Source organism: Spirosoma knui (genome assembly GCF_054780635.1).
Genome location: NZ_BAAGVY010000002.1, coordinates 337,042 through 359,410, shown reverse-complemented (window position 1 = coordinate 359,410; position 22,369 = coordinate 337,042). Strand labels below are relative to the sequence as shown.

Sequence of the window (22,369 nt, the reverse complement as noted above, 5' to 3'; positions counted from 1 at the left end):
TTACTAAATAGCCTGTTTTTCAGACAGATGCAATAACGTAAGTAAATAAACTAAAACATTTTGTTGAGTAAAGGCTTTTTTTATATCGTCTGTCTGCCATTTTCTCGCTTGCTGATTAAGTAAGAGGATATAAAGAAGGGTATTGGGAAAGTTGTTATACAGTTTGGTATAAATGAGATAGTGTTTGTTTAAAGCCCCCGCTAAGTTGCGGCCTGATTTTAGTCTGTATATACTACAGCTTCCCATAAACACGGTTTTGTTCAATTAATCATTTCATACGCTCGGTATCTGGCGTTAATGTCTTCACAACTTCAGTTAATATTCATCAATAGTTGCTAAGTGTCTATGAAGAAGGTCCTAACCGATGAAGAGCTTATCCGAAAACATCTTCCGCTTAATCCCACCGATTGCTTTGAAGAACTTTATAGTCGTTACGTAACGAAAGTCTACCATCGCTGCCTTTCCCTAACCCGCGACAGTGAGCAGGCTCAGGATTTCACCCACGACATTTTTCTGAAAGTGTTTGCCAAGCTGGAGTCCTTTCAGGGCCGATCAAGTTTTTCAACCTGGCTTTATTCCATCTCCCATAACTACTGCATGGATCAGTTGCGCTGGTCGAAACGCTCAGCCACGGAAGCGATGGAAGCCAACGATGGTCACGACCTTGCCGATGCAAACGAAAATAGCGCCATCGAAGAAGCGCTGGGGCTCCTGAAAGAAGTAGTGGATCAACTGGCACCCGATGAGAAGATATTACTTCGGCTAAAGTATGAGGAAGAGCTGAGCGTCGGGCAGATCGCGATGCAGTACGGTATTAGCGAAAGTGCCGTGAAGATGCGACTGAAGCGAACCCGGGATAAAATCTATAACCGCTACCCCCGTTACTGATTTAGCCTTTGTTTTTTTGGCTACGTAAGGCACTGACGATGCCTCACATTGGTGATTGCTGGTTCTGGTTATCTGGCTACGCGATTTGCCTGGAGATCGTTTACGCATTTCTGGTCATAAGCAGCGTGGAATTTTCGGCTCAATAGCCTAAGAGAGCTTATTTGATTAAACGGAAATAACGTTATTTCCCTGGTTTTGTACGTAAAGAGTAAATTTTGGTAAGCGTAAAACTGATAATTTAGGGGCTGGCAAATCCTAAAAACGCTTACTGATGCCTTGTTTTCCAAAACTGGTCTGGTTTACGGCCTTCCTCTGTACACTCACACCAGCCGCTGTCCCGGCGCAATCGCCTTCCTCTACAACCCGTTTTGCCTTTGCCGAACCGAGCCTGTCACCCGACGGCTCCGAAATCGCGTTCGTCTCCGGTGGCGACATCTGGACCGTCTCCGCAGCGGGTGGTGAAGCTCGCCTACTCATATCGCACCCCGACAACGAATCCCGTCCGCTGTATTCGCCCGACGGAAAGTACCTGGCCTTTACGTCCTCGCGTACCGGAAACGGCGACGTCTATCTGCTGACGCTGGAAACAGGCGAGGTAAAGCGCTTAACCTACGACGATGGCAACGAAGTGCTGACAGCCTGGTCGCGCGATAGCCGAATGGTATACGTTCAGGCTACCAGCCGCGACATTGCCGGCATGAACGACATCTATCGCGTGCGGATCACAGGCGGCACGCCGATGCCCGTCACGGCCGATCGGTACGCGAATGAGTTTTACGGCTCCCCCTCACCTGATGGCACGACGTTGGCCTTCTCCGCGCGAGGCATTGCTTCCAGCCAATGGTGGCGCAAAGGCCGCAGCCACCTGGACGAAAGCGAAATCTGGCTGCTTCGTAATATTGATAAAAAGGGCCAGAATCCGACGTATCACCGCTTCACAGAATCAGGAGCCAGAGAACTGTGGCCTATGTGGAGTGCTGACGGCAAATCGTTGTATTACGTATCCGACCGCAACGGTATTCAAAATTTATATGCTCATCCGCTCAGTGGGAATCCAACAGCTCTAACCACGTTTAAAAATGGCCGTGTTCTGTGGCCGATGGTCAGCTACGATAGCCGTACCATTGTCTTCGAACGGGATTTCCAGATCTGGAAACTCGACCTCGCCAGCAAACAGGCGGCTCCGCTGGCGATTCGGCTCAGGGGCGCATCGGCTAGCCCAGCCGTAGATCGGTTAAGACTCACAGCGCAGTTTCGGGAGTTAGCTTTATCGCCCGACGGCAAGAAAGTGGCTTTTGTTGCGCATGGCGAAGTCTTTGCAGCTTCGGCCAAAGACGGGGGCGATGCGGTCCGAATTAGCAACAGCCCCGCCGTTGAATCCCAGCCGACCTGGTTGCCGAACAGCCGCAGTCTGGTGTATGCATCGGATCGGGATGGCGTAAGTCACCTGTTCCAATACGACTTTTCGACACGCGTTGAAACGCGGCTGACTGACGACAATACGGATGATGGCTCACCCGTTACTTCGCCGGACGGCAAATCCCTGGCGTTTGTGCGCAATGCGCAGGAACTGCGCGTGCTCGATCTGGCTACTAAAAAAGAGCGCGTGTTGTATAAAGGCTACTTGGGGCGCCCACCGTTTGCCAATGGGGGTTCGGTTGTCTGGTCGCCCGACAGCAAATGGATCGCTTTCGCCAGCTACGGGGCTAAGACGTTTCGTAACGTATCGGTCGTTCCGGCGCAGGGTGGTGACAGCAAAGCCATAAGCTTCGTCGCCAATACGTTCGGGGGAGACATCAACTGGAGTCCCGATGGAAAATACATTCTGTTCGAGACCGCCCAACGTACCGAACTGGCGCAGATTGCCCGCATCGACCTCGTACCCCGCACGCCCAAGTTCCGCGAAGATCAGTTTCGCGATTTGTTCAACGAGGAAGTCCCGAAGACGATAATCTCCACAACGCCAACTCCTGCGCCCAAAAAGTCGGCTACCAGCGATACAACTGCCCTTTCGGCTTCGGCCGATACGACCCAGAAATCGGCGGGGAAACAGCCGTTACGTATCGTGTTCGAGGGCATCCGCCAGCGACTGAGTTTATTGCCTGTGGGGGTCGACGTAGATGCGCACACCATCAGCAAAGATGGTAAAACCTTACTGCTCGTGGCTACCGTGGCCGGTCAGCAGAACCTGTACACGTATTCGCTCGATGAGCTGGCCCGCGACCAGCCCGTTGCCCGGCAGCTCACCTCTACCTTCGGCTCAAAAAGCGGGGCTCAGTTCTCGCCCGATGGCAAAGAGGTGTACTATTTAGAGCAGGGACGTATCCAGACCATCAGCCTCGACCGGCGCGATTCAAAACCATTGGCTATTACGGCTGAGTTGGACGTTGACTTTTCGACCGAAAAAGTGCAGGTATTTCGTCAGGCGTGGGATGTGCAGAACAAAGGGTTCTACGACCCTGAGTTTCATGGTGCCGACTGGAACGCCGTAAAAGCAGAATACGAACCATTGGCATCCAGCGCCCGTACGCCCGATGAGTTACGTCGCCTGCTCAGCCTGATGGTGGGTGAACTTAATGCGTCGCACTCGGGTGTTTCGGGTCCGCCGAGCGCGGTTCAGACTACGACGGGACGTATTGGTCTACGTTTCGACCGGGCTGAATACGAGCGCTCCGGTAAGCTACGTATCACCGAAGTCATTGCGTTGAGTCCGGCAGCTCTGACGGGCACCATCAAACCGGGCGATTACCTGCTGGCGGTCGATGGAGCACCAGTCGATGCCCAGACGAACCTGGATCAACTGCTCGAAAATAAGATCAGCCGACGCGTAACGCTCTCCGTAGCAACATCGGCTAATGCAGCTCCCCGCGAAGTCATCATTCGGCCTGTAAATCTGACTACCGAAAAGGGTTTACTTTATAAACAGTGGGTCCAGCAACAGCGTGATTACGTAGCGAAAGCCAGTAATGGCCGCCTGGGGTACGTACACATGTTCGATATGTCGGCGGAGTCGTTAGCTCAGTTGTATGTTGACCTTGACGCTGAAAACCACGCCCGCGAGGGTGTTGTAGTTGACGTACGGAACAACAATGGTGGGTTCGTGAACGCGTACGCCCTCGATGTGTTTGCCCGCAAAGGGTATATGACGATGACGCCCCGTGGCCTGCCCTCGGCTCCGGCCCGTACGCAGTTAGGGCAACGGGCGCTGGAAACACCCACGATTCTGGTTACCAATCAACACTCACTATCCGATGCGGAGGATTTCACGGAAGGCTACCGCGCGTTGAAACTCGGCAAAGTGGTGGGCGAACCCACGGCCGGCTGGATTATTTATACGTCGGCAGCCCAGTTGATCGACGGCTCAACGATCCGCCTGCCTTTTATCAAGATCACTGATAATAATGGCAAGAACATGGAATTGGCCCCGCGGCCGGTTGATGTTCCCGTTTCGCGCCCCATCGGCGAAAGCTACACCGATCAGAATGTTCAGCTCGATGTAGCGGTGAAGGAACTGTTAAAACAGTTGGATCAAACCAAGCCCAACCGAGTGCTGACAGAGAAGGAATAAACAGAGCAAGGCCCGCCTAAAATTAATTGGGCGGGCCTTGTTCGTTTTTGAAGTTGATGCGGCCATTGTTACTTCATTCTTGAAGGCCGAATCAACGAATTTTACGTACAAAGTGCGTTACCGCGGTACGCCGACCATGTACAGATCGAAGCCGCCTTTACCGCCGGGTCGGTTTGAGGAGAAGATCATGAGTTGATTCAGAAAATTTGCCTGACTGTTCAGGATCGGCCGATATTCGTCGTACGACGTATTGATGGTCGGGCCGAAGTTGACCGGATCAGACCATCGGCTTCCGTCCCATTTGCTGTAGTACAAGTCATAGCCTCCGTAGCCACCGGGTCGGTTTGAGGTAAAAACCAGTGTACTTCCGTCAATGAATGGGCATTTGTCGTCGGCCGTTGATGATAATTCCGCTACGCGCTCGACTGTTACGTTCGTCAGCGACGGCAAGCGGCTGTGCAACTCCGTACGAGGAACGTCGGGCAGTATCGCTTTGTAGACGTCGAACGTACCACCCCGGTTTGAGGTGAAATAGATCGAGCTGTAGGTTTTATCGAATGTCGGATACCCGTCGTCGGCCGACGAGTTCAGAAAGGGTACGGGGACCGGTTTGCCGAAGGTCTTTCCATCCAGTGTATTGCTGGTTGTCGACGTAGTGGTTGCAGTAGGTTTGTAGTTATGCGTTAGGTAAACGTCCAGATCGCCCGTCCGGTCCGAGGCAAACAGCATCAGGTATTCGCCATAGTGTCGGCGACTGCCATCACTCAACAAGTCGTGATCGTACGAGCGGATATAAGGCCCTAATTCATTAGCCGTCGAGTTGGCGATGTCAGTAGCCCAGTAGACCGGTCTCTGCTCCTGTACAACGTCTAACCCTCCGTACGGCTGATTGTCGAAAGTGAAGGTTCCCTTTTTCAGATCAAAGGCATAATTAAAGGACTCCTGTACAAAATTAAAATCGGACCGACCACCCCGTTTCGACGAGAAAGTCAACGCCATCACCCCACCGACTACACTCAGATTGGAGTTATAATCGTCATCAATAGAGTTGATAGCCCCCAGATTCACCGGCGTTTCCGAAAGTACAGGTGGATACGAACGCTGTTCATCCTTTTCACAACCAGCTAAAAGTGCCAGCAGGCAGGCCATAGGTACCAGGCGTTTCATACGGTAAGAAGTTTAGGAAAGGGTTTGAATCAATGACCCGAATGTATGGATAACCGTTGTAACGAAAAAAGCCGAAACGTTATACATTCGGCTTTTTAATGCACCTATTTTACTCGCCAAAATAATCATTATCCATGCGTTTGATCTCATACGTCTGCTGAAGCGTGACGCCTAAGTTATAATCAATCATGAGCTGAGCGAGCTGCTCACCATCAATTAAGGCAATTTTGGTTTCATTACGTGGTACATACTCCAAGGCATCTTTTGAGAAGCTTGATGTCGTAATAAACACGCCTTTCTTTGCGCCTTGCCCAGCTAATGCCCCGACGAATTTGTGCAACTCAGGCCGACCAACTACGTTTCCCGGTGCCCAACGCTTAGCTTGGATGTAAATGATATCCAAACCTAGCTTATCTTCTTTGATGGTACCATCAATACCTTCGTCACCACTTTTCCCAATCGCTTTACCCGCGTCGGCTATAGATCCACCATATCCCATTTTTACCAGTAGCTCGACAACAAGCCGTTCGAAAAAGGCAGGAGGTAACGAAATCACCTTATTTAGTAGGTCTTGCGCTAGTGTTTTACGAATACGCTGATACGAGCCTTCAAGCGTTTCCTCTGGCGTCTGTTGAGAGCTCTCATCGATCATTGTGGATAATGGCTCAACAACAAACTCATCTTTTTTAGGCGTTTGAAATTCGACGAATTCTGGAAATTGCTTTAAAAACTTGACATTTATTTCTGCCGGATTCTTATGCAGCACTTCCTTACCCCGATCAGTGATAATAATCACCGCTCGCCTTGGCGAGTCTAGTAAGCCGGCTTTCTTCAAGTACGTCCTTGCCCAGCCTATTCTATTACCAAACAGGAACGTTTGACCACTTGGTAGAAGCTCATTCTTTTCTTCTTCGGTTAGTTTAAATTGATCACTAAGCGTTTCAACTAAGTCGTTGAATTTGTACTCACGTCCATCAGCTACCGCCTTCAATAGAGGTAGCATAGCACTTTGATAATCAGGGATAGGCATAAAAAAAGGTGTCAGAAGTCTTGCTCCCGACACCAAATCTATATTAAAAATGACAAGGAATTTAAATAATAGTTTACTTAATCTCTCCAACCATATCTTCCGGCTTCACCCACTCGTTGAACTCTTCTTCGGTTAGGTACCCGAGTTGAAGAGCGGTTTCTTTAAGTGTAGAACCGTTTTTATGAGCGGTTTGGGCAATCTCAGCGGCTTTGTAGTAGCCAATCTTGGTATTCAGAGCCGTTACCAGCATCAGCGACGAATCGACGTGCTTTTTGATGTTGGCTTCGATCGGTTCGATGCCTTCCGCGCACTTATCGTTGAACGACACGCAGACATCACCAATCAAACGAGCCGAGTGCAGGAAGTTGTAGATCATGACCGGCTTGAATACGTTCAGTTCAAAGTGGCCATTCATGCCTCCGATGTTGATGGCTACGTCGTTCCCCATCACCTGCGCAGCTACCATTGTCATCGCTTCGCACTGCGTTGGGTTTACTTTGCCCGGCATAATCGACGAACCGGGTTCGTTGTCAGGAATATACAGCTCGCCGATACCCGCCCGTGGACCGCTCGACAGCATCCGAATATCGTTACCAATCTTCATCAGGCTGGCCGCAACGGTTTTCAGAGCGCCGTGCGCTTCGACAATGGCATCGTGCGCAGCCAGAGCCTCGAACTTGTTTTCAGCCGTAATGAAGGGCAAACCCGTTACGTTGGCAATGTGCTTCGCTACGTTCTCCGAGTAGTTCGGGGGGGTGTTAATGCCGGTTCCAACGGCGGTTCCACCAAGGGCTAGTTCGCTCAGGTGCGCCAGTGAGTTGTTGATCGCGCGCAGGCCATGATCGAGTTGCGATACGTAGCCCGAAAACTCCTGCCCTACTGTCAACGGTGTGGCATCCATAAAGTGCGTCCGGCCGATCTTGACGACATTCATGAACTGCTTCGACTTAGCCGCCAACGTATCGCGCAGCTTTGTAATGCCCGGAATCGTTACGTCCAGCAAAATCTTATAGGCCGCAATGTGCATGGCCGTCGGGAACGTATCGTTGCTCGACTGCGACTTGTTCACATCGTCGTTCGGGTGCAGAAACTTCTTCTCGTCGGTTAGCTGTCCGCCATGCAGAACGTGCGCGCGGTAGGCAATCACCTCGTTCACGTTCATGTTCGACTGGGTTCCCGAACCCGTCTGCCAGACGACCAGCGGAAACTGATCATCGAGCTTACCATCCAGAATCTCGTCGCAGGCCTGACCAATCAAATCACTTTTTTCCTGCGGCAAAACGCCCGCGTTGAGGTTCGTTAGTGCGGCTGCTTTTTTGAGGTACGCAAACGCCCGGATGATCTCGCGGGGCATTTTATTGATGTCCTGAGCAATTTTAAAGTTCTCGATGGAACGCTGGGTTTGTGCGCCCCAATAAACGTTGGCCGGCACCTGTACCTGGCCCATCGTGTCTTTCTCGATGCGGTATTCCATAGTTAATGAGCGAAAGAATAAATGAGTGAAATCGGACCGCCGAAGCGGAGCGAACGCTGGATGCACGAATGATACGATACACTCTTCCTCTCATTCGCTCCGCTTCGGCGGTCCGATTTCACTCGTTGATTGAGCCGCAAAGGTAGAACGGGGCTTGTGTTTTCCCATACGATTCAGCAGTTTTACGCGCATCAACGAGGGTTTATAAATGGAGTCTCCAAAAGAAATCACCGCGAAAATCCTTTACCAAAAAGGTTTAGAAGTATTTCAGTCTACCGAAGCCTACAATGACTGGCTTAATAGCTACATTCCCAATCTGGGTGGATGTAAGCCGAGCCATTTAATTCATTCGGAGTCAGGGCGTCGGCGGTGTCATCATGTTCTGAACGCAATTTTATGGGGTACCTTTTTTAGAGAAAAGAATCAAAAAACGCGCACAAACGGTTAGCGTAGTTAGTACCAGCTTTATAGAACCTGGTAACCGCCATGACAACGTATAAACTTCCCCAGAAAATAGCCGCCCGGCAGCACGAAATAACGGCCGACTTTCTGGCTATCATCGACCGGCACCTGGCCGACCTGGTGGCCGGACGTGTAACAGAAATGTATGAAATTCGGGATATTGCTGGTGAGATGAATATTCACCCGACACACCTCAGCAACACCATCAAACTGACTACCGGAAAGGCACCCTGCTTCTTTTTTGAAGAGAAAATTCTGGATGTTGCCCGGACGCTGCTGCGGGATACCCAGCAGCCCATTGCCGAAATTGCGGGTACGCTCACCTACGATCCGTCGAACTTTACGAAGTTCTTTAAACGATTTCAGGGCGTAACACCGAAGCAGTACCGGGAAGAGCAGTGGCAGGCCAACTGGGAAAAAACTGAACTACTCACCATTTAATCTGAAACTGTCACCATAGCCCGCCCGGCTGCGCAGCCCAACTTTGTGCCATTATTAAATCCAGCAAACGATGGCAACTGAAAACAAAATAGCGTTGGTGACCGGTGGTAGCCGGGGGTTAGGCAAAAACATGGCCTTAAGTCTGGCCAGAAAAGGCATCAACGTCTTGCTGACGTATAACAGCAAACAGGAAGAGGCCGAGGCTGTAGTAACAGAGATCAAGACCCTCGGTCAAAATGCCGTTGCCGTACAGCTCGACAGCAGTCGTGTGCAAGGTTTCGACGCATTTTATGAGCAGGTCAGCACGGCACTGCGCGACACCTTCAATACTGACCGCTTCGATTTTCTGATCAACAATGCAGGCACGGGCTTGTACGTGCCCTTTGCAACGACTACCGAAGATCAGTTCGACGAGATGATGAATATTCATTTGAAAGGCGTGTTTTTTCTGACGCAGAAAGCCCTTCCTCTGCTCAACGATGGCGGACGTATCATCAACATCTCGTCGGGTCTGGCCCGTTTCTCTAATCCCGGCTCGTCGGCCTATGCCAGCATGAAGGGCGGCATAGAAGTGCTCACCCGCTACCTGGCCAAAGAGTTGGGTGAACGCGGCATCGCAGCGAACGTAGTAGCTCCTGGTGCAATTGAAACCGACTTCGGCGGAGGACGGGTGCGCGACAACGCGGAAATGAATAGTCACATAGCGTCGATTACCGCACTGGGCCGGGTTGGCCTGCCCGACGACATTGGCGGGGTCGTTGCGTTCCTGTGCAGCGAGGAGGCCCGTTGGATCAACGCCCAACGGATCGAGGTTTCGGGCGGTATGTTTTTGTAGTGCCCGTACGTGCCCGCTGATTTCAACAAAAAGGGCCTTCCGCAGTGGAAGGCCCTTTTTGTTGAAGTATGTTGTCTACTACGTATCACTCAGACACTGGCTATAAAGGAGTTACCAGTACAGGCTATAGCTAGGTTCAATCGAACAATATTGTGGAGGTTACATTATACACGCTTTTATACTTATCGAATAATAAGAATAAACCCATAAATTCTATAATTTTTATATTAATCGTTGTTTTTCAGCTACTTATATTGAAAAAAAATTTTGCCAAGACATTTTTCAATCGTAATTTAGTGTACTATTCTAATATTCCTCATTCAGACCGTTATGATTTCAGCCCTCAAAACAACGCTATCCACCCGGCTTGACCGAAATCAGTCGTCCACCCATCGCCAGGAATTAGTTTGTTTCGATTGCTTGTCGCAAGCGCTTGACTACCGGGAATCGGTTGAAGAGCAGGGTGGTCAGCATCACAGCATCCTGCGGCTGGAAAAACACATGTTTGGCGTGGCTCCCTTACCCCTGGTTAACGTCTTAAAAGGAGCTGGGTTCCAGATTATGGTTCAGTAGTCAGAACTTCTATAGTTATATTACCAGGCCCTACAACTGAAGACATGCTGTAGGGCATTTTTGTAGGCTACCCCCAGACCTACTTATGCTACTCGATTTAACAGGTATTACCACCAAAACGGCCCTTCACCAGTTTTTCAAACGTGAACTCCAGTTTCCCGACTGGTATGGTGTAAGCTGGGATGCCTTCTGGGATTGTATCGTTGCCGTTGTTGAAATGCCTCACCAATTGACACTGACCCACTGGGATGAGTTCGCCCAACATTGCCCGCGCGACATGCAGATTTTAAGGCAGGTTGTTCAGGATTATAACCAAGAAATGGCTCCCAAATCTATAGTGCTTGCCTGACACTCTGGTCGGGACTGAGGCCATTCACCCCAACTTAGAATTATAGTACAACGCAGAGACAGCCATTCTAAGCTGCCCTATTCTCATTGCTAAGCACAAATCCGTACGCGTGAGAGCCGAATATCCGTTCGGTTAAATTGGCGTTGCATTTGGGTAAACACCCAATCAATCGCTTCATCTGGGTCCGAAGCCGTAACGGATAAATCCCCGTTGAGCCATAGGTTGTGTTTAGCTTCATCAAGCACATCAAAAACGATCCGGATCACTTGCTTCTTGTGGGCAGCCATAAAGAGTTCAATTAATGAAAGAAGAGAATCAAAGCCAATGACCGTTGCCTCGCTAATAACAAGCTAGACTTGGGGTAGCTCTGAAACGACAGACAAAAGTAGCAACTAACTATTTTAGTTGTATTGTAATTATAGCAAAATAATATTCTAGTGTCTATTTTTCGAAGATAACTGTAGCGCATTTATTCGTTGCGGGAAGTAAAAATTTTCATTGCTTCTCTCCTATTTCATCAAAAAAGGCGTCGGATTCCTCAGCCTGAGTGGTCCGACGCCTTTCTATATTGTATTGTTGTGATCTATTTTGGACTAGTCTCAAAGAGCTTCAGGGCTTCGTCATCCTTGTTCTTAATGATATCTGCTCTGAGCTGTGCCTTCAGGCTAGCCGTTATTTTTTCGTAACCCTTCTGACCGTAGAGGTTCTTCAGGTTATGAGGGTCTTTCTGAATATCATACAACTCCCAGAAGTTATCAGGACCGTAGAACCGCGCAATCGTGTAGCGTTCGGTCCGCAGTCCGAAATGGGGCGCTACGTGGTGCGGCTCCGGATACTCATAGTAGTGATAGTAAGCCTGATCCTGCCAGTTGGTTTTGGGACTGGTCAGTACTGGCAGAAACGATTTGCCCTGGAATTCCTTCGGAATGCTGGTCCCCGTAATGTTCAATAGTGTAGGCGCCCAATCGACGTTCGATACCACGTTACGTACCTGGGTACCGGGTTTGATTACCCCCGGATAACGAATCACAAACGGCGTCTTGAGCGACTCTTCATAGATCCACCGCTTGTCGAACCAGCCGTGTTCGCCCAGGTAAAAGCCCTGATCGGAGGTGTAAACGACGACTGTGTTTTTAGCCAGACCAGTTTTGTCCAGGTAGTCCAGCAATTTACCGATGTTGCGGTCCAGCGAATTGGCCGTTGCCAGATAATCCCGCATATAGCGCTGGTATTTCCACTCGACCAGAGCTTTGCCAGTCAGTTTCTTCTGCTCAAATTCGCGGCTAATCCGGTTATAGTAAGCAGAGAACGCTTTCTTCTGCTCGGGGGAGAGTCGCTTGTAGGAGCCGTTCCGCACAAAGTTTTCCAGTTGTTTATCCCGCTCGGGGGTGATGGGCTGATTGCCGAAATAGGCTGCGTTCAACTCCGCTTTTTCTTTGGCAACGTTGGCTTCGTCCAGTTCATAGGCCACATTGATCTTGAGGTCTTCCTTTAAGCGCATTGTTTTATCAATGGTCATATCCTGCTTTTGGGCCGCCAGTCGACCCTCATACTTATCGTAAAAGGTCGGAGGTATCGGGAAGGTAACGTTGTCGTAAGCCCCCAGGTCTTCGAGGGCGGGCATCCACTCGCGGTGGGTGGCTTTATGCCCCACCACCAGAAAGAACGGCTTGTCGGGAGCGCGCTTCTCGAGCCACTCGGTCGAGAGCTGGGTAACTACGTCCGTTACGTAACCGGGATATCGTTTGGTCTGATTCTGCGAATTGACAAAATCCGAGTTGTAGTAGCTCCCGTGACCGGGCAGAATATTGAGGTAATCGAACCCATGCGGCAGGCTGCCTAAGTGCATTTTACCGACCCAGGCCGTTTGGTAGCCGTTTTTTTGAAGTTCTTCGGGAAAGACCGGCTGATTGATATCGAATACTTTCTCGTTGAGTTTATAGCCATTGGTGTGACTGTATTTACCGGTTAACAACGTCGCCCGGCTAGGTCCGCAGATCGAGTTCGAGATCACGTTATTGTAGAGGATGGCACCTTCGCGGGCGATACGGTCGATGTTGGGTGTTTTGGCCAGCCGACTGCCGTAGGCGCTGATGGCCTGCGAGGTATGGTCGTCGGAGATGATAAAAATCACATTGGGCCGGGCGGGCGGAGACTGCTTCGGGGAGGCTTTGTCCTCCTCGATGCCTACATAACTGGGCAGAGCCAGTACTAAACTCCCCAGGGCCAGGGCGACTGCAAAGGAGCGGTAGATAAACGGTCGAGTCATGGTTTTACGATTAAACTGGATACTACGGGTTCAACATGAGTTTGTGAGTGGGTTTGTCTGCCTGAGTTAGCGGGATGTTACGCACCGAAATCCGAGGTTGTTGCTGGCGCTGCTCACTTCGCCTTTGCCCCGGCTTCCGGCTTTATACCGGTTACAGTACTGATCGCTACACAGGAACGACCCTCCGCGCTGAACCCGCTTTATTGCAGTAGGTTCCTGGGGATCATAGCTGTCTGAAGGCCCCTGGGGATTATTCTTGGGAGAGTGCTGATAATAATCGGGTCGGTAATAATCCTGGCACCACTCCCAGACATTGCCTTCCATATCATACAGCCCATACGCATTGGCCGGAAAGGTTTTAACCGGGGCCGCTTCCGCATAACCATCCTCTAATGTGTTCTTTTGGGGAAAGGAGCCCTGATAAATATTGGCCCGCCACTTCCCGCCCGGCATAAGTTGATTACCCCAGTAGTAGGTCTGCGGTCTATTACCACCTAGGGCGGCCCATTCCCATTCGGCTTCTGTAGGCAGTCGTTTGCCAGCCCAGGTAGCGTACGCGGCAGCATCTTCATAACTGACCTGTACAACGGGTTCATCTTCGTGTCCTAGGATAGTGCTGTTAGGTCCTTTCGGATGCCGCCAATTAGCGCCCCCAACATAGTCCCACCACTGCAATGGATTGTTGAGCGACACCGGTTGAGCGGGTGGGGTAAACACGGCTGACCCCGGCACCAGTTGAGCGGGGGCGACACCTGGATAGTCCCGCGGATTCAGCGGGCGTTCGGCAACCGTTACGTAGCCGGTTTCGGCGACAAATTGAGCGAACTGCGCGTTGGTGACTTCGTGCTGATCCATCCAGAAGCCGTTCAACGTTACCGTGTGTACAGGGCTGGCATCCTCAAATGCATCCGTACCCATCGGGAAGGTGCCACCCGGTATCCACACCATGCCGGTTCTACTTGATTTTTGAGCCGCCGTGTCCGTAACGTTACGTTGACTCGTCACCAACACGGCTGATTTTGGACGTACTGCCCCCTGGTGTCCGCAACTCGTCATAGTAGCGCTGGGAGATTCGGACTGGTTGGCCGAGTGGCAGCCCCAGCAACCCAGGATGCTGCTAGTCAGAAGCCAACGAGCGGCCTGGCCAATTCCGGTCTTCCAGACGAATCCATCAAGAAGGTCATTGAACATACTATTACTTACGTTTGCGAATTACAGACCTGGAGTCATACGTGCCTATCCGACCGCAGGATTCCTGACTTTTAACTACCCTAAAAAGAACAAATACCTTATCTTTAACCGGCGCGTTTATTGAGTCAAGTTAACCTATATTGAGTAAATTTGACCCAATGTACGATAGAATCGCTCTAGCTACCAAAAAAAGACTCACTTTATGTCAAACGGGTCGCTGCCCAGCCAGGCTTTGTTGAATGGTCACGATTATTTTTTGCCGGCTGTATCCATTGATAACGTCATTTTTGGCTTTCACCAGAATGAACTGCGGGTGTTACTGCTACAGGCCAAAAGCAACCAGCAGTGGATGCTGCCCGGTTGGTTTGTTGGCAAAGACGAAGACCTGGACGAGGCAGCCGCCCGTATCCTTTGCGAGCGTACGGGCCTGAAGGATGTGTTCCTGCAGCAGTTTCAGGTTTTCGGCAGTGCCAAGCGGAACCGCAAGCAGCATCTGAAAGACGTACTCAAAACAATTGGGATCGAATTAACGGCGGACAGCTGGTTCATGCAACGCTTTATCACCGTTGGCTACTACGCGCTGGTTGACTCGGCCCGGGTAGTGCCCCAACCGGACGAAAGCTCTCTTACCTGTGCCTGGCAGGACGTGGGCAAGCTCCCTCCCATGCTGTTTGACCACGAATCTATTATTGCCAAAGCTTTACAGGCCCTGCGTTTGCAGCTTAACTACCAGCCGATTGGGTACAATCTGCTACCGAAGGAGTTTCCGCTGAAGAGCCTGCAAACGATTTACGAAGCCATTCTTGGCCGTAAGCTCGACCGGAGTAATTTTAATCGGAAAATTCTGTCCTACGGCATATTAGAACGGAAAGAAAAACACTATTCGGGAGCGGCTCACAAGGCACCTTTCTTATACTCCTTCAACGGGGAGACGTATTTTAAAGCTTTGCAGAACGGCCTGGAGAAAGATTTTTAGGCCCGCATTCCCTGGTATTTTACTCCGCCCCCCTCATTTTTGGGTAGAACCCCGTATTACCAAGTGACTTGGCAAGACAATTGTTCTCGGCGCTACGTCCCCATCCCGGTCCGCGAGTTGTTCGACCAATAGCCGGGCGGCCTGCTGCCCGATTTCATGCACGGGCTGCGCTACCGTTGTCAAGCCCGGTTCGATCAGAGCAGCCAGTGGGTCATTACTGAAACCCACAATCGCCACATCCTCTGGCACTCGTAAACCCCGACCTTTTATAACGGTCAGGGCCTCAATAGCCGTTGGGTCGTTGATGGCGAACAGCGCATCGGGCGGCTGGGGCAAATTCAGGAGATGATTGACGTAAATATTGGCTTTCTCAAGCGTGAGGTCATACGATATAATCAGGTCGGGTTCAGCTGGTAAGCCGTGTTTCTGCAGAGCGTCTTTATAGCCGTTCAACCGTGTTCGGCTGTTGGGCAACGTATTCGGACCGGCCAGGTGCGCAATCCGCCGACGCCCCGTCTGGATCAAATGCTCAACCGCTTCAAAGGCTCCGGCGTAATCGTCGACCACGACTTTCGGTACGTCCATATCTTCGCACACCCGGTTGAAGAAAACAACCGGAATTCCGTGCCGCTGAAACTGGCGGAAATGATCGAAGTTGCGGGTTTCCTTCGTATGCGATACAATCAGCCCATCGACCCGGCTGGCCAGTAACGCACGCGCGTTCGTAACCTCGGTTTCGTACGACTCGTTCGAGTGGCAGATCACTACGTTATACCCCGCTTCAGCCAGCGCTTCCTGGGCACCAATAATCACTTTAGGAAAAAAATACGAAATGAATTCAGGTACCATGATCCCAATGGTATGCGTCTGACTGGTCAATAACGAAATCGCAACCTGATTGCGCTGATAATTGAGCTGCTCAGCCAGTTCAAGTACCCTTCGTCGGGTCTCGGCATTGACATGCGGATGTCCGGTCAGGGCTCTCGACACCGTAGCATTCGATAAATTTAATTGCCGGGCGATGTCGATGATCGTCGTCTGATGCGATTTCATTTTTGTATTTTTCCTGTAAAAGACGAATAAACCCTAAAAATACTTTGAAAAGGTTACATAAAATTGGAAACGTTTCCAGAAAAAATTGGAAACGTTTCCAATAGAATAATTACAATAAATCTTGCTAAAAGCTGATAATTGATCTACATTCAAGCATATTGTATCGTACAGTCTGGATATACCCCATAAGGGCACTAAATAAGCCAGAACGGTTGCTTTAATTAGACTCTACGGAAACCAACCAAAAAAATTGCACTTTTCCCTTATTCCTTCTATGAAAAAAATCGTACAGATTCTTGTCTTCATGCAGTTGTTCTTCCTCGGGGCAGGAACAGATGCACGGGCGCAAGCGAACACAGTAAGCGGACGCGTCATTGGCTCTGACGGAGCCCCTTTACCGGGCGTTAGTGTCGTGTTGAAAAACACGCAGCGCGGCACAACCACAAATACGGAGGGCCGTTACTCACTACCCAATTTACCCGCCAACGCCGTGATTACGTTTTCGTTCATCGGCTACGTATCGCAGGATGTAACGGTCGGCAACCGCAGCAACATCGATGTAACGTTGCAGTCCGACGACCGTTCGCTGGGCGAAGTGGTAGTAGTTGGATATGGTACGCAGCGGAAAATTGAAACGACCGGCGCTATTGCATCGGTAAAATCGACCGAGCTGGTGCAAACGCCCGTTGCCAACGTAGCGCAGGGGTTACAGGCCCGCGTATCGGGCGTACAGGTAAGCCAGAATACGGGTGCACCCGGCGGCAACATCAGCGTCCGGATTCGAGGAACAAACTCCATCAACGGAAACTCAGAACCACTCTATGTCGTAGATGGAATTCAGATTTCGAATGGCTCGAGCAATAGCAGTGAAATCAACAGCGTCAGCCCGCTCTCGACCATTAACCCGAACGATATCGAATCGGTCGAAATCCTGAAGGATGCGTCGGCCTCCGCTATCTACGGCTCACGGGCGGCTAACGGCGTCGTACTGATCACGACCAAACGCGGTAAAACGGGCGCTACCCGCGTTACGTTGGATAGCTACTATGGCGTACAGAACGTAGCCAAAAAGCTGGATGTGCTCAATGCGGCTGAGTTTGCCCAGGTTGAAAACGAAACCTTCAAAAACAACTACTACGCGAATCCGTCGTCGCTGGGCGAAGGCACCGACTGGCAGAATATCATTTTCCGGCAGGCTCCCATTCAGAGCCACCAGCTATCAATCAATGGCGGTTCTGAGAAAACTCAGATGGCACTCTCGGCCAACTATTTCAACCAGGACGGTATTATCATTAACTCCAACTTCAAACGGTACTCCTTCCGTCTGAACGTCGATCACCGCATCAGCGACCGTGTAAAAGTCGGCACGAGTATTTTAGGGAGTTACGCCACCAATTCGGGTGTCACCACGGGTAACCAGAACATTGGCGATGCAGGCGTAGTGACGGGAACCGTGCTGGGCGCAGCCATTGGTGCCCCGCCAACTCTGAAACCCTACCGCGAAGACGGCACTATTTTCCCCTTCGGCGAGCAGGCAAACGGGCAGTACCGCGAGGTGATCAACCCACTAAACTACACGGCTATTCTGAACCAGACCGCCATTCGCCGGACGCTGGCCAATATCTACGGAGATGTCACGATCCTGAAAGGACTGACGTACCGCGCTTCATTTAATATCGACATGCAGAGTACCCTTCGCGACACGTATTCGCCCCGTTCGATCGTCAACAAGTCAGATTTAAACGACAATTCGGGTGCTGGTTCTAAAACGAATACCAACAACCTGGCGCTGCTCCACGAGAGCATTCTGACCTACAACACGACGTTCGCCAAAGATCATTCGCTGAAATTTACGGGCGTATTTGCCTCTCAATCCGAGAATTACAACCAGAACCAGATCAATGCTACAGGCTTCCCGAACGATGCGACGCAGAACGAAGCCCTGCAGCTGGCCCTGAACCGAACCGTAACCAGTAACCGCACGACCCAACGGCTCGATTCGTATCTGGGCCGGATCAATTACGGGTTTAAAGACCGGTATTTCCTAGATCTGACGGCGCGGGTCGATGGTTCGAGCCGGTTTGGGGCAAACCACAAATACGGGGTGTTCCCGGCGGTATCGGCTGGCTGGCGGATTATTGAAGAGCCCTTTATAAAATCGGTGAACTGGATTTCTGATCTGAAATTACGCGCCAGTTATGGGATCACCGGAAACGCAGCTGGTATCGATCCGTATCAATCACTGGCCACGGTTTCGGCTTCGGGCAGCGACTACAACATCAACCATACCTTCGTAACCGGAATCAATCCGTCGGGCATTGCCAACCCCGACCTGCGCTGGGAACGGTCGGCTCAAACCAACATCGGTCTGGACCTGGGCATCCTGAACAACCGCGTCAGCTTTATTGTGGATGTCTACAAAAAGACAACCCGCGACCTGCTCTACGTAAAAACGCTGCCGTTAAGCTCGGGCTACAGAGATATAACGGGTAACTTTGCCGCCCTCGAAAACAAAGGTCTTGAACTGGCCACCAATGCGCGGATTCTGGACGGGCCGCTGAAATGGAACGTATCGGCCAATGCTACGTTTAACCGCAACAAAGTGCTTGATCTGGATGGCGGCACCACGCAGGAGCGTTTCGTGACAACCTACACCGTCCTACAAGTTGGCAGTCCGCTGGGTCTGTTCAAAACCTATGTATTTGACGGTGTGAACCAGACCGGCGAAACCATTCTGCCGGGCTATGGGGGTACATTAGGCAGCCAGAAAGTAAAAGATCTAAACGGAGATGGCACCATTTCGGCGGCCGACCAGATTATTACGGGTAATCCAAATCCGAACTTCATTTACGGTTTCTCGACGAACCTGTCGTTCAAGAACTTCGATTTCAGTGCGTTTCTGTCGGGCTCGCAGGGTAACGACATCTACAACGCCAGCCGCCTGTCGTTTAGCCAGCCACTGGGCCAACGGAACATGCTGCAAGGTGTTGTGAATCGCTGGACACCAACCAATCCCAGCAACGAGTTTCCGGCTCCGGCGCAGGGTAGTCGTATGCCCATCAGCAACTACGTCGTGGAAGACGGTTCGTACCTGCGCTGTAAGAACGTAACGCTGGGCTATACGCTCCCACGGATCAAAGGCATCCAGAACATTCGGGTGTATGTGAGCGCCAACAACCTCTTCACGTTGACCAGCTACAGCGGCTTCGACCCCGAGGTGAATACCTACGCCGGTTCAAATACGCAGATTGGTATCGATAACCTGGTTTACCCACAAGCAAAGTCGTTCCTGGGCGGCTTGCAGATCACACTTTAATTGGCGAAAGAGTGAATGAGTGATTGAGCGAATAATCTCAGAAAAAATATTCGCTCAATCACTCATTCACGAAATCACTCAATACATTCATGAAAAAGACTCTCATCCCTATACTTGCAGCGCTGTGCCTGACTAGCTGCGAACTGGACGAAACCATTTATTCGTCGATATATACCGAAGCGTTCTACAAAACGGCGGCCGATGCCGAAAAAGGCCTGATTGCGGCCTATGATCCACTGGCCGATATGTACAGTGGTCCGGCCATGACGTTGGTCCCTGATTTCAGCGACGACCAAACGTATCCACGGGGCGTAGTGGGACGGAACACGCTGACGCTTTTCTCGTATGATGTCAACTACACCGTTCAGAAAAGTAACGGACGGGCCAATGAATCGCCCCAGCAAATCTGGACGTCGAGTTACGACGGCATCGAAAAAGCGAACTGGCTTATTGCCAAAGTGCCAGCCGCGAACATGGACGAAACGCGGAAGAAACAGATCATTGGTGAAGCTTATTTTCTACGGGCGTTCTATCAGTGGGCACTGGCCAAAAATTTCGGTGATGTCGCCATCAAAATAACACCCAGCTACTCGGAAGCCGACGCGGTTGTTGGTAAAAGCCCCAAAGCTGACGTCTACAAGCAAATCTACGCCGACCTCGATCAGGCCTTTGCGGCCGGATTGCCTTCGTATCCAGCCGTTGACAAAGGACGCCCATCGAAAGAAGTGGTAAACGCGCTGTATGCCAAAGCGGCTTTGTATAACGAAGACTGGGCCAAAGCTCTCGAAAAAGCGCAGGCGGTGATTACATCGGGCAAATATTCGTTGATGCCTGATGTACGTAACGTCTACAAATACGATCAGGAAGATGCGGCCCGTATCGAGAACATGTGGGCGTATGAAGTCGATCCGATTTCGCCCGGCCGCAGTCACCAGTTGGTCGGCCTATGCGGCCCCGCCGGTAGTGCCGGTGTCGAATACGCCCGCACGAGCTTTGGGTCGATGTTCGCTTATATGTCGTTCTTCAAATCGTTTGATCCGACCGACAAACGGCGTCAGCTACTCGATACGAACTACGTGGACAGAAGTGGCAAACTTGTTCCGCAACGAAACATCACGCCCATCACGCCTGATGGAGTACTGATCAAGAAGTATCAGGACCCGAACTCAACGCAGGGGAATATATCCAACATCCCCATCCTGCGGCTGGCCGACGTGTATCTGATCGCGGCTGAAGCCGAAGCCCGGTTAAATGGCGCAACGCCAGCCGCGTACGGCTACATCAACGTCGTACGGAAACGGGCCGGACTGCCAGATTTGCAAACCGGCCTGAGCAAAGACGCATTTATTGACGCCGTGATTCAGGAACGCGCCTGGGAATTCTTCGCCGAAGGTGACCGCTGGTACGACCTGACCCGCACGGGCAAATACCTGACCGTCATCCCCAAAGCGGTGAACAGCGTGTATCCATCACGTCCTGTAACGGCCAAAAATAAATATTTCCCCATTCCGCAGGACGAGCTAAACGCCAACCTGAAAATGGAACAAAACCCGGACTGGAAATAAAGAGCGAAAGAGTGAATGAGTGATTAACTACATCTACTAATTGCTCATTCACCGCTCCGGCGGCCCGGTCTTTCGCTCATTCACTCTTTACCATGCGCACTTGGCTCATACTTGCTGGCTGTTTCCTTCTTGGCTTTTCGGGCCGGTTGCTGGCGTTTGCCGATGATCCGGCACGCATCCGGGAGTTCCACATTCGCGAGAATGACACTACGTCGTACACACTCAAACTAGCCCTCAACGAAGCAGGTGAACCTGAATTTTTCTTTCGGAATATTTTCACGCCGGTTTGTCTGACCGGCGAGTGTAAGCCGGTGTATATCAATTTCTACTGGGACTTACTGGGCAACTACCTCCGCTATGATTTTCCGCCGGGGAAGGTGCTCACCAAAATGGACCATAAAGAGTTCAAGCCCGAAGACTACGAAAAGATACAGACGATTCTTCGGAACAGCAGTTCCCTGCTGAAAGACGTAAGCATGGAGGATCTGGTCGGGAAAGGCACCGAAAATCTGGCCGATTCGGTCGATGCGAAGGCGGGTGCTACGCTGAAAACCGTTAAAAATGAGGTGATCGACGGAGCCGTGTACACCTGTTATACGCTTTGGCACATTGCCCACGGCTACGTCGTGAATGAGATTCGGCGCATCACCGAAACCTACCAGAACGATACGTTACTACACCGGTTTCTGGGCAGCACCAACCACGATTATCAGTACTGGGCCATGGACCGGGCGATTACACCCGACGGCGAGATTTACCCCGGTTTTCTGCCCGATATATTGAATATCATTCAGGGGAAAAACCTGTTTACGGCCCGCTACGCCCTGCAAAAGCTAGGCGACAATTTTTTTCAGGCCGAGGCCCGACAGATGTGGTTGTGGGATACGTATCAGCAAGCCAGCTACCCATTCCAGACGGCGATCCTGAAAAAACTGACGACTATCCCGTTTCGCCCGGCGCTGACCGAAGCGATTGCGCTGCAACTGCCAAAAACGAATCAGGAACAGTCGACTTTACTGCTAAAACTGCTGGCCCAACAGCCGAAGCTCTCCGATAAAGCCCAGGTGCAGCTAGCCAGTCACCTCAACCGTTCAGACTCGGAGCAGGGCCAGGCGATATACCAGTTGTTAGCTAAGCAGAAACCAAGAAATCAGGAAGTTGTGGCGCAGTTAAAAACATTTGAACGTAACGCTACTCAAAATAATAAGTAAT

The 22,369-nt window shown here is 51.0% G+C and carries 18 protein-coding genes; 11 read left to right on the top strand and 7 right to left on the bottom strand.

Going from position 1 to position 22,369, the window contains the following annotated elements; genetic code table 11:
* Window positions 1-345: 345 nt before the first annotated feature.
* Window positions 346-888, top strand: a complete 543-nt coding sequence (locus ACYVIY_RS06170) for an RNA polymerase sigma factor (RefSeq protein ID WP_460975423.1) — start codon at window positions 346-348, stop codon at window positions 886-888.
* Between the two features lie 271 nt (window positions 889-1,159).
* Window positions 1,160-4,456 (top strand): S41 family peptidase, encoded by a 3,297-nt coding sequence (locus ACYVIY_RS06165; RefSeq protein ID WP_460975422.1) that lies wholly within the window; start codon window positions 1,160-1,162, stop codon window positions 4,454-4,456.
* A 117-nt stretch (window positions 4,457-4,573) separates the two neighbouring features.
* Here the strand turns inward: ACYVIY_RS06165 and ACYVIY_RS06160 are convergent, their stop codons facing one another.
* The 3 genes from ACYVIY_RS06160 to fumC form a co-directional block, all read right to left on the bottom strand.
* Entirely contained in the window at window positions 4,574-5,623 is a 1,050-nt protein-coding gene (locus ACYVIY_RS06160; RefSeq protein ID WP_460975421.1) for a TolB-like translocation protein, read from the bottom strand.
* Between the two features lie 109 nt (window positions 5,624-5,732).
* Window positions 5,733-6,653: a restriction endonuclease gene (locus tag ACYVIY_RS06155; protein WP_460975420.1), complete on the bottom strand. Its 921-nt coding sequence runs from the start codon at window positions 6,651-6,653 to the stop codon at window positions 5,733-5,735.
* A 73-nt stretch (window positions 6,654-6,726) separates the two neighbouring features.
* Window positions 6,727-8,127 (bottom strand): class II fumarate hydratase, encoded by a 1,401-nt coding sequence (fumC, locus tag ACYVIY_RS06150; protein ID WP_460975419.1) that lies wholly within the window; start codon window positions 8,125-8,127, stop codon window positions 6,727-6,729.
* A gap of 208 nt (window positions 8,128-8,335) precedes the next feature.
* On the opposite strand from fumC, the gene ACYVIY_RS06145 reads away from it, so the two are divergent.
* From ACYVIY_RS06145 to ACYVIY_RS06125, 5 genes are all read left to right on the top strand, one after another.
* Entirely contained in the window at window positions 8,336-8,575 is a 240-nt protein-coding gene (locus tag ACYVIY_RS06145; RefSeq protein ID WP_460975418.1) for an antitoxin Xre/MbcA/ParS toxin-binding domain-containing protein, read from the top strand.
* A gap of 38 nt (window positions 8,576-8,613) precedes the next feature.
* A complete protein-coding gene (locus tag ACYVIY_RS06140) occupies window positions 8,614-9,030 on the top strand; it encodes a helix-turn-helix domain-containing protein (RefSeq protein ID WP_460975417.1) in 417 nt (138 codons plus the stop codon).
* Between the two features lie 70 nt (window positions 9,031-9,100).
* Window positions 9,101-9,865, top strand: a complete 765-nt coding sequence (locus ACYVIY_RS06135; protein WP_460975416.1) for an SDR family NAD(P)-dependent oxidoreductase — start codon at window positions 9,101-9,103, stop codon at window positions 9,863-9,865.
* Window positions 9,866-10,195: 330 nt separating this feature from the next.
* Complete coding sequence (locus ACYVIY_RS06130) at window positions 10,196-10,438, top strand: hypothetical protein (protein ID WP_460975415.1); 243 nt, start codon at window positions 10,196-10,198, stop codon at window positions 10,436-10,438.
* Between the two features lie 85 nt (window positions 10,439-10,523).
* Window positions 10,524-10,787 (top strand): barstar family protein, encoded by a 264-nt coding sequence (locus ACYVIY_RS06125; protein ID WP_460975414.1) that lies wholly within the window; start codon window positions 10,524-10,526, stop codon window positions 10,785-10,787.
* Window positions 10,788-10,876: 89 nt separating this feature from the next.
* Here the strand turns inward: ACYVIY_RS06125 and ACYVIY_RS06120 are convergent, their stop codons facing one another.
* The 3 genes from ACYVIY_RS06120 to ACYVIY_RS06110 all read right to left on the bottom strand — a co-directional run bounded on the left by ACYVIY_RS06120 (window position 10,877) and on the right by ACYVIY_RS06110 (window position 14,004).
* Window positions 10,877-11,074, bottom strand: coding sequence for a hypothetical protein (locus tag ACYVIY_RS06120; RefSeq protein WP_460975413.1), 198 nt, complete (start codon window positions 11,072-11,074; stop codon window positions 10,877-10,879).
* A 296-nt stretch (window positions 11,075-11,370) separates the two neighbouring features.
* The gene (locus ACYVIY_RS06115; RefSeq protein ID WP_460975412.1) at window positions 11,371-13,056 is read right to left on the bottom strand and encodes a sulfatase family protein; all 1,686 of its coding nucleotides are present in this window, start codon (window positions 13,054-13,056) and stop codon (window positions 11,371-11,373) included.
* A 66-nt stretch (window positions 13,057-13,122) separates the two neighbouring features.
* Complete coding sequence (locus tag ACYVIY_RS06110) at window positions 13,123-14,004, bottom strand: formylglycine-generating enzyme family protein (RefSeq protein ID WP_460975917.1); 882 nt, start codon at window positions 14,002-14,004, stop codon at window positions 13,123-13,125.
* 445 nt (window positions 14,005-14,449) lie between these two features.
* Here ACYVIY_RS06110 and ACYVIY_RS06105 point away from each other — a divergent pair, with 445 nt between their 5' ends.
* Window positions 14,450-15,223 (top strand): NUDIX hydrolase, encoded by a 774-nt coding sequence (locus ACYVIY_RS06105; protein ID WP_460975411.1) that lies wholly within the window; start codon window positions 14,450-14,452, stop codon window positions 15,221-15,223.
* Between the two features lie 33 nt (window positions 15,224-15,256).
* On the opposite strand, the gene ACYVIY_RS06100 is transcribed toward ACYVIY_RS06105, so the two are convergent.
* Window positions 15,257-16,276 carry a LacI family DNA-binding transcriptional regulator gene (locus tag ACYVIY_RS06100; protein ID WP_460975410.1) on the bottom strand — a complete coding sequence of 340 codons (1,020 nt, stop codon included), beginning with the start codon at window positions 16,274-16,276 and terminating at the stop codon, window positions 15,257-15,259.
* 274 nt (window positions 16,277-16,550) lie between these two features.
* On the opposite strand from ACYVIY_RS06100, the gene ACYVIY_RS06095 reads away from it, so the two are divergent.
* The 3 genes from ACYVIY_RS06095 (at window position 16,551) to ACYVIY_RS06085 (ending at window position 22,368) form a co-directional block, all read left to right on the top strand.
* Window positions 16,551-19,592 (top strand): SusC/RagA family TonB-linked outer membrane protein, encoded by a 3,042-nt coding sequence (locus tag ACYVIY_RS06095; protein WP_460975409.1) that lies wholly within the window; start codon window positions 16,551-16,553, stop codon window positions 19,590-19,592.
* A gap of 89 nt (window positions 19,593-19,681) precedes the next feature.
* Entirely contained in the window at window positions 19,682-21,157 is a 1,476-nt protein-coding gene (locus ACYVIY_RS06090; protein ID WP_460975408.1) for a RagB/SusD family nutrient uptake outer membrane protein, read from the top strand.
* A 92-nt stretch (window positions 21,158-21,249) separates the two neighbouring features.
* A complete protein-coding gene (locus ACYVIY_RS06085) occupies window positions 21,250-22,368 on the top strand; it encodes a hypothetical protein (RefSeq protein ID WP_460975407.1) in 1,119 nt (372 codons plus the stop codon).
* Window position 22,369 lies beyond the last annotated feature (1 nt).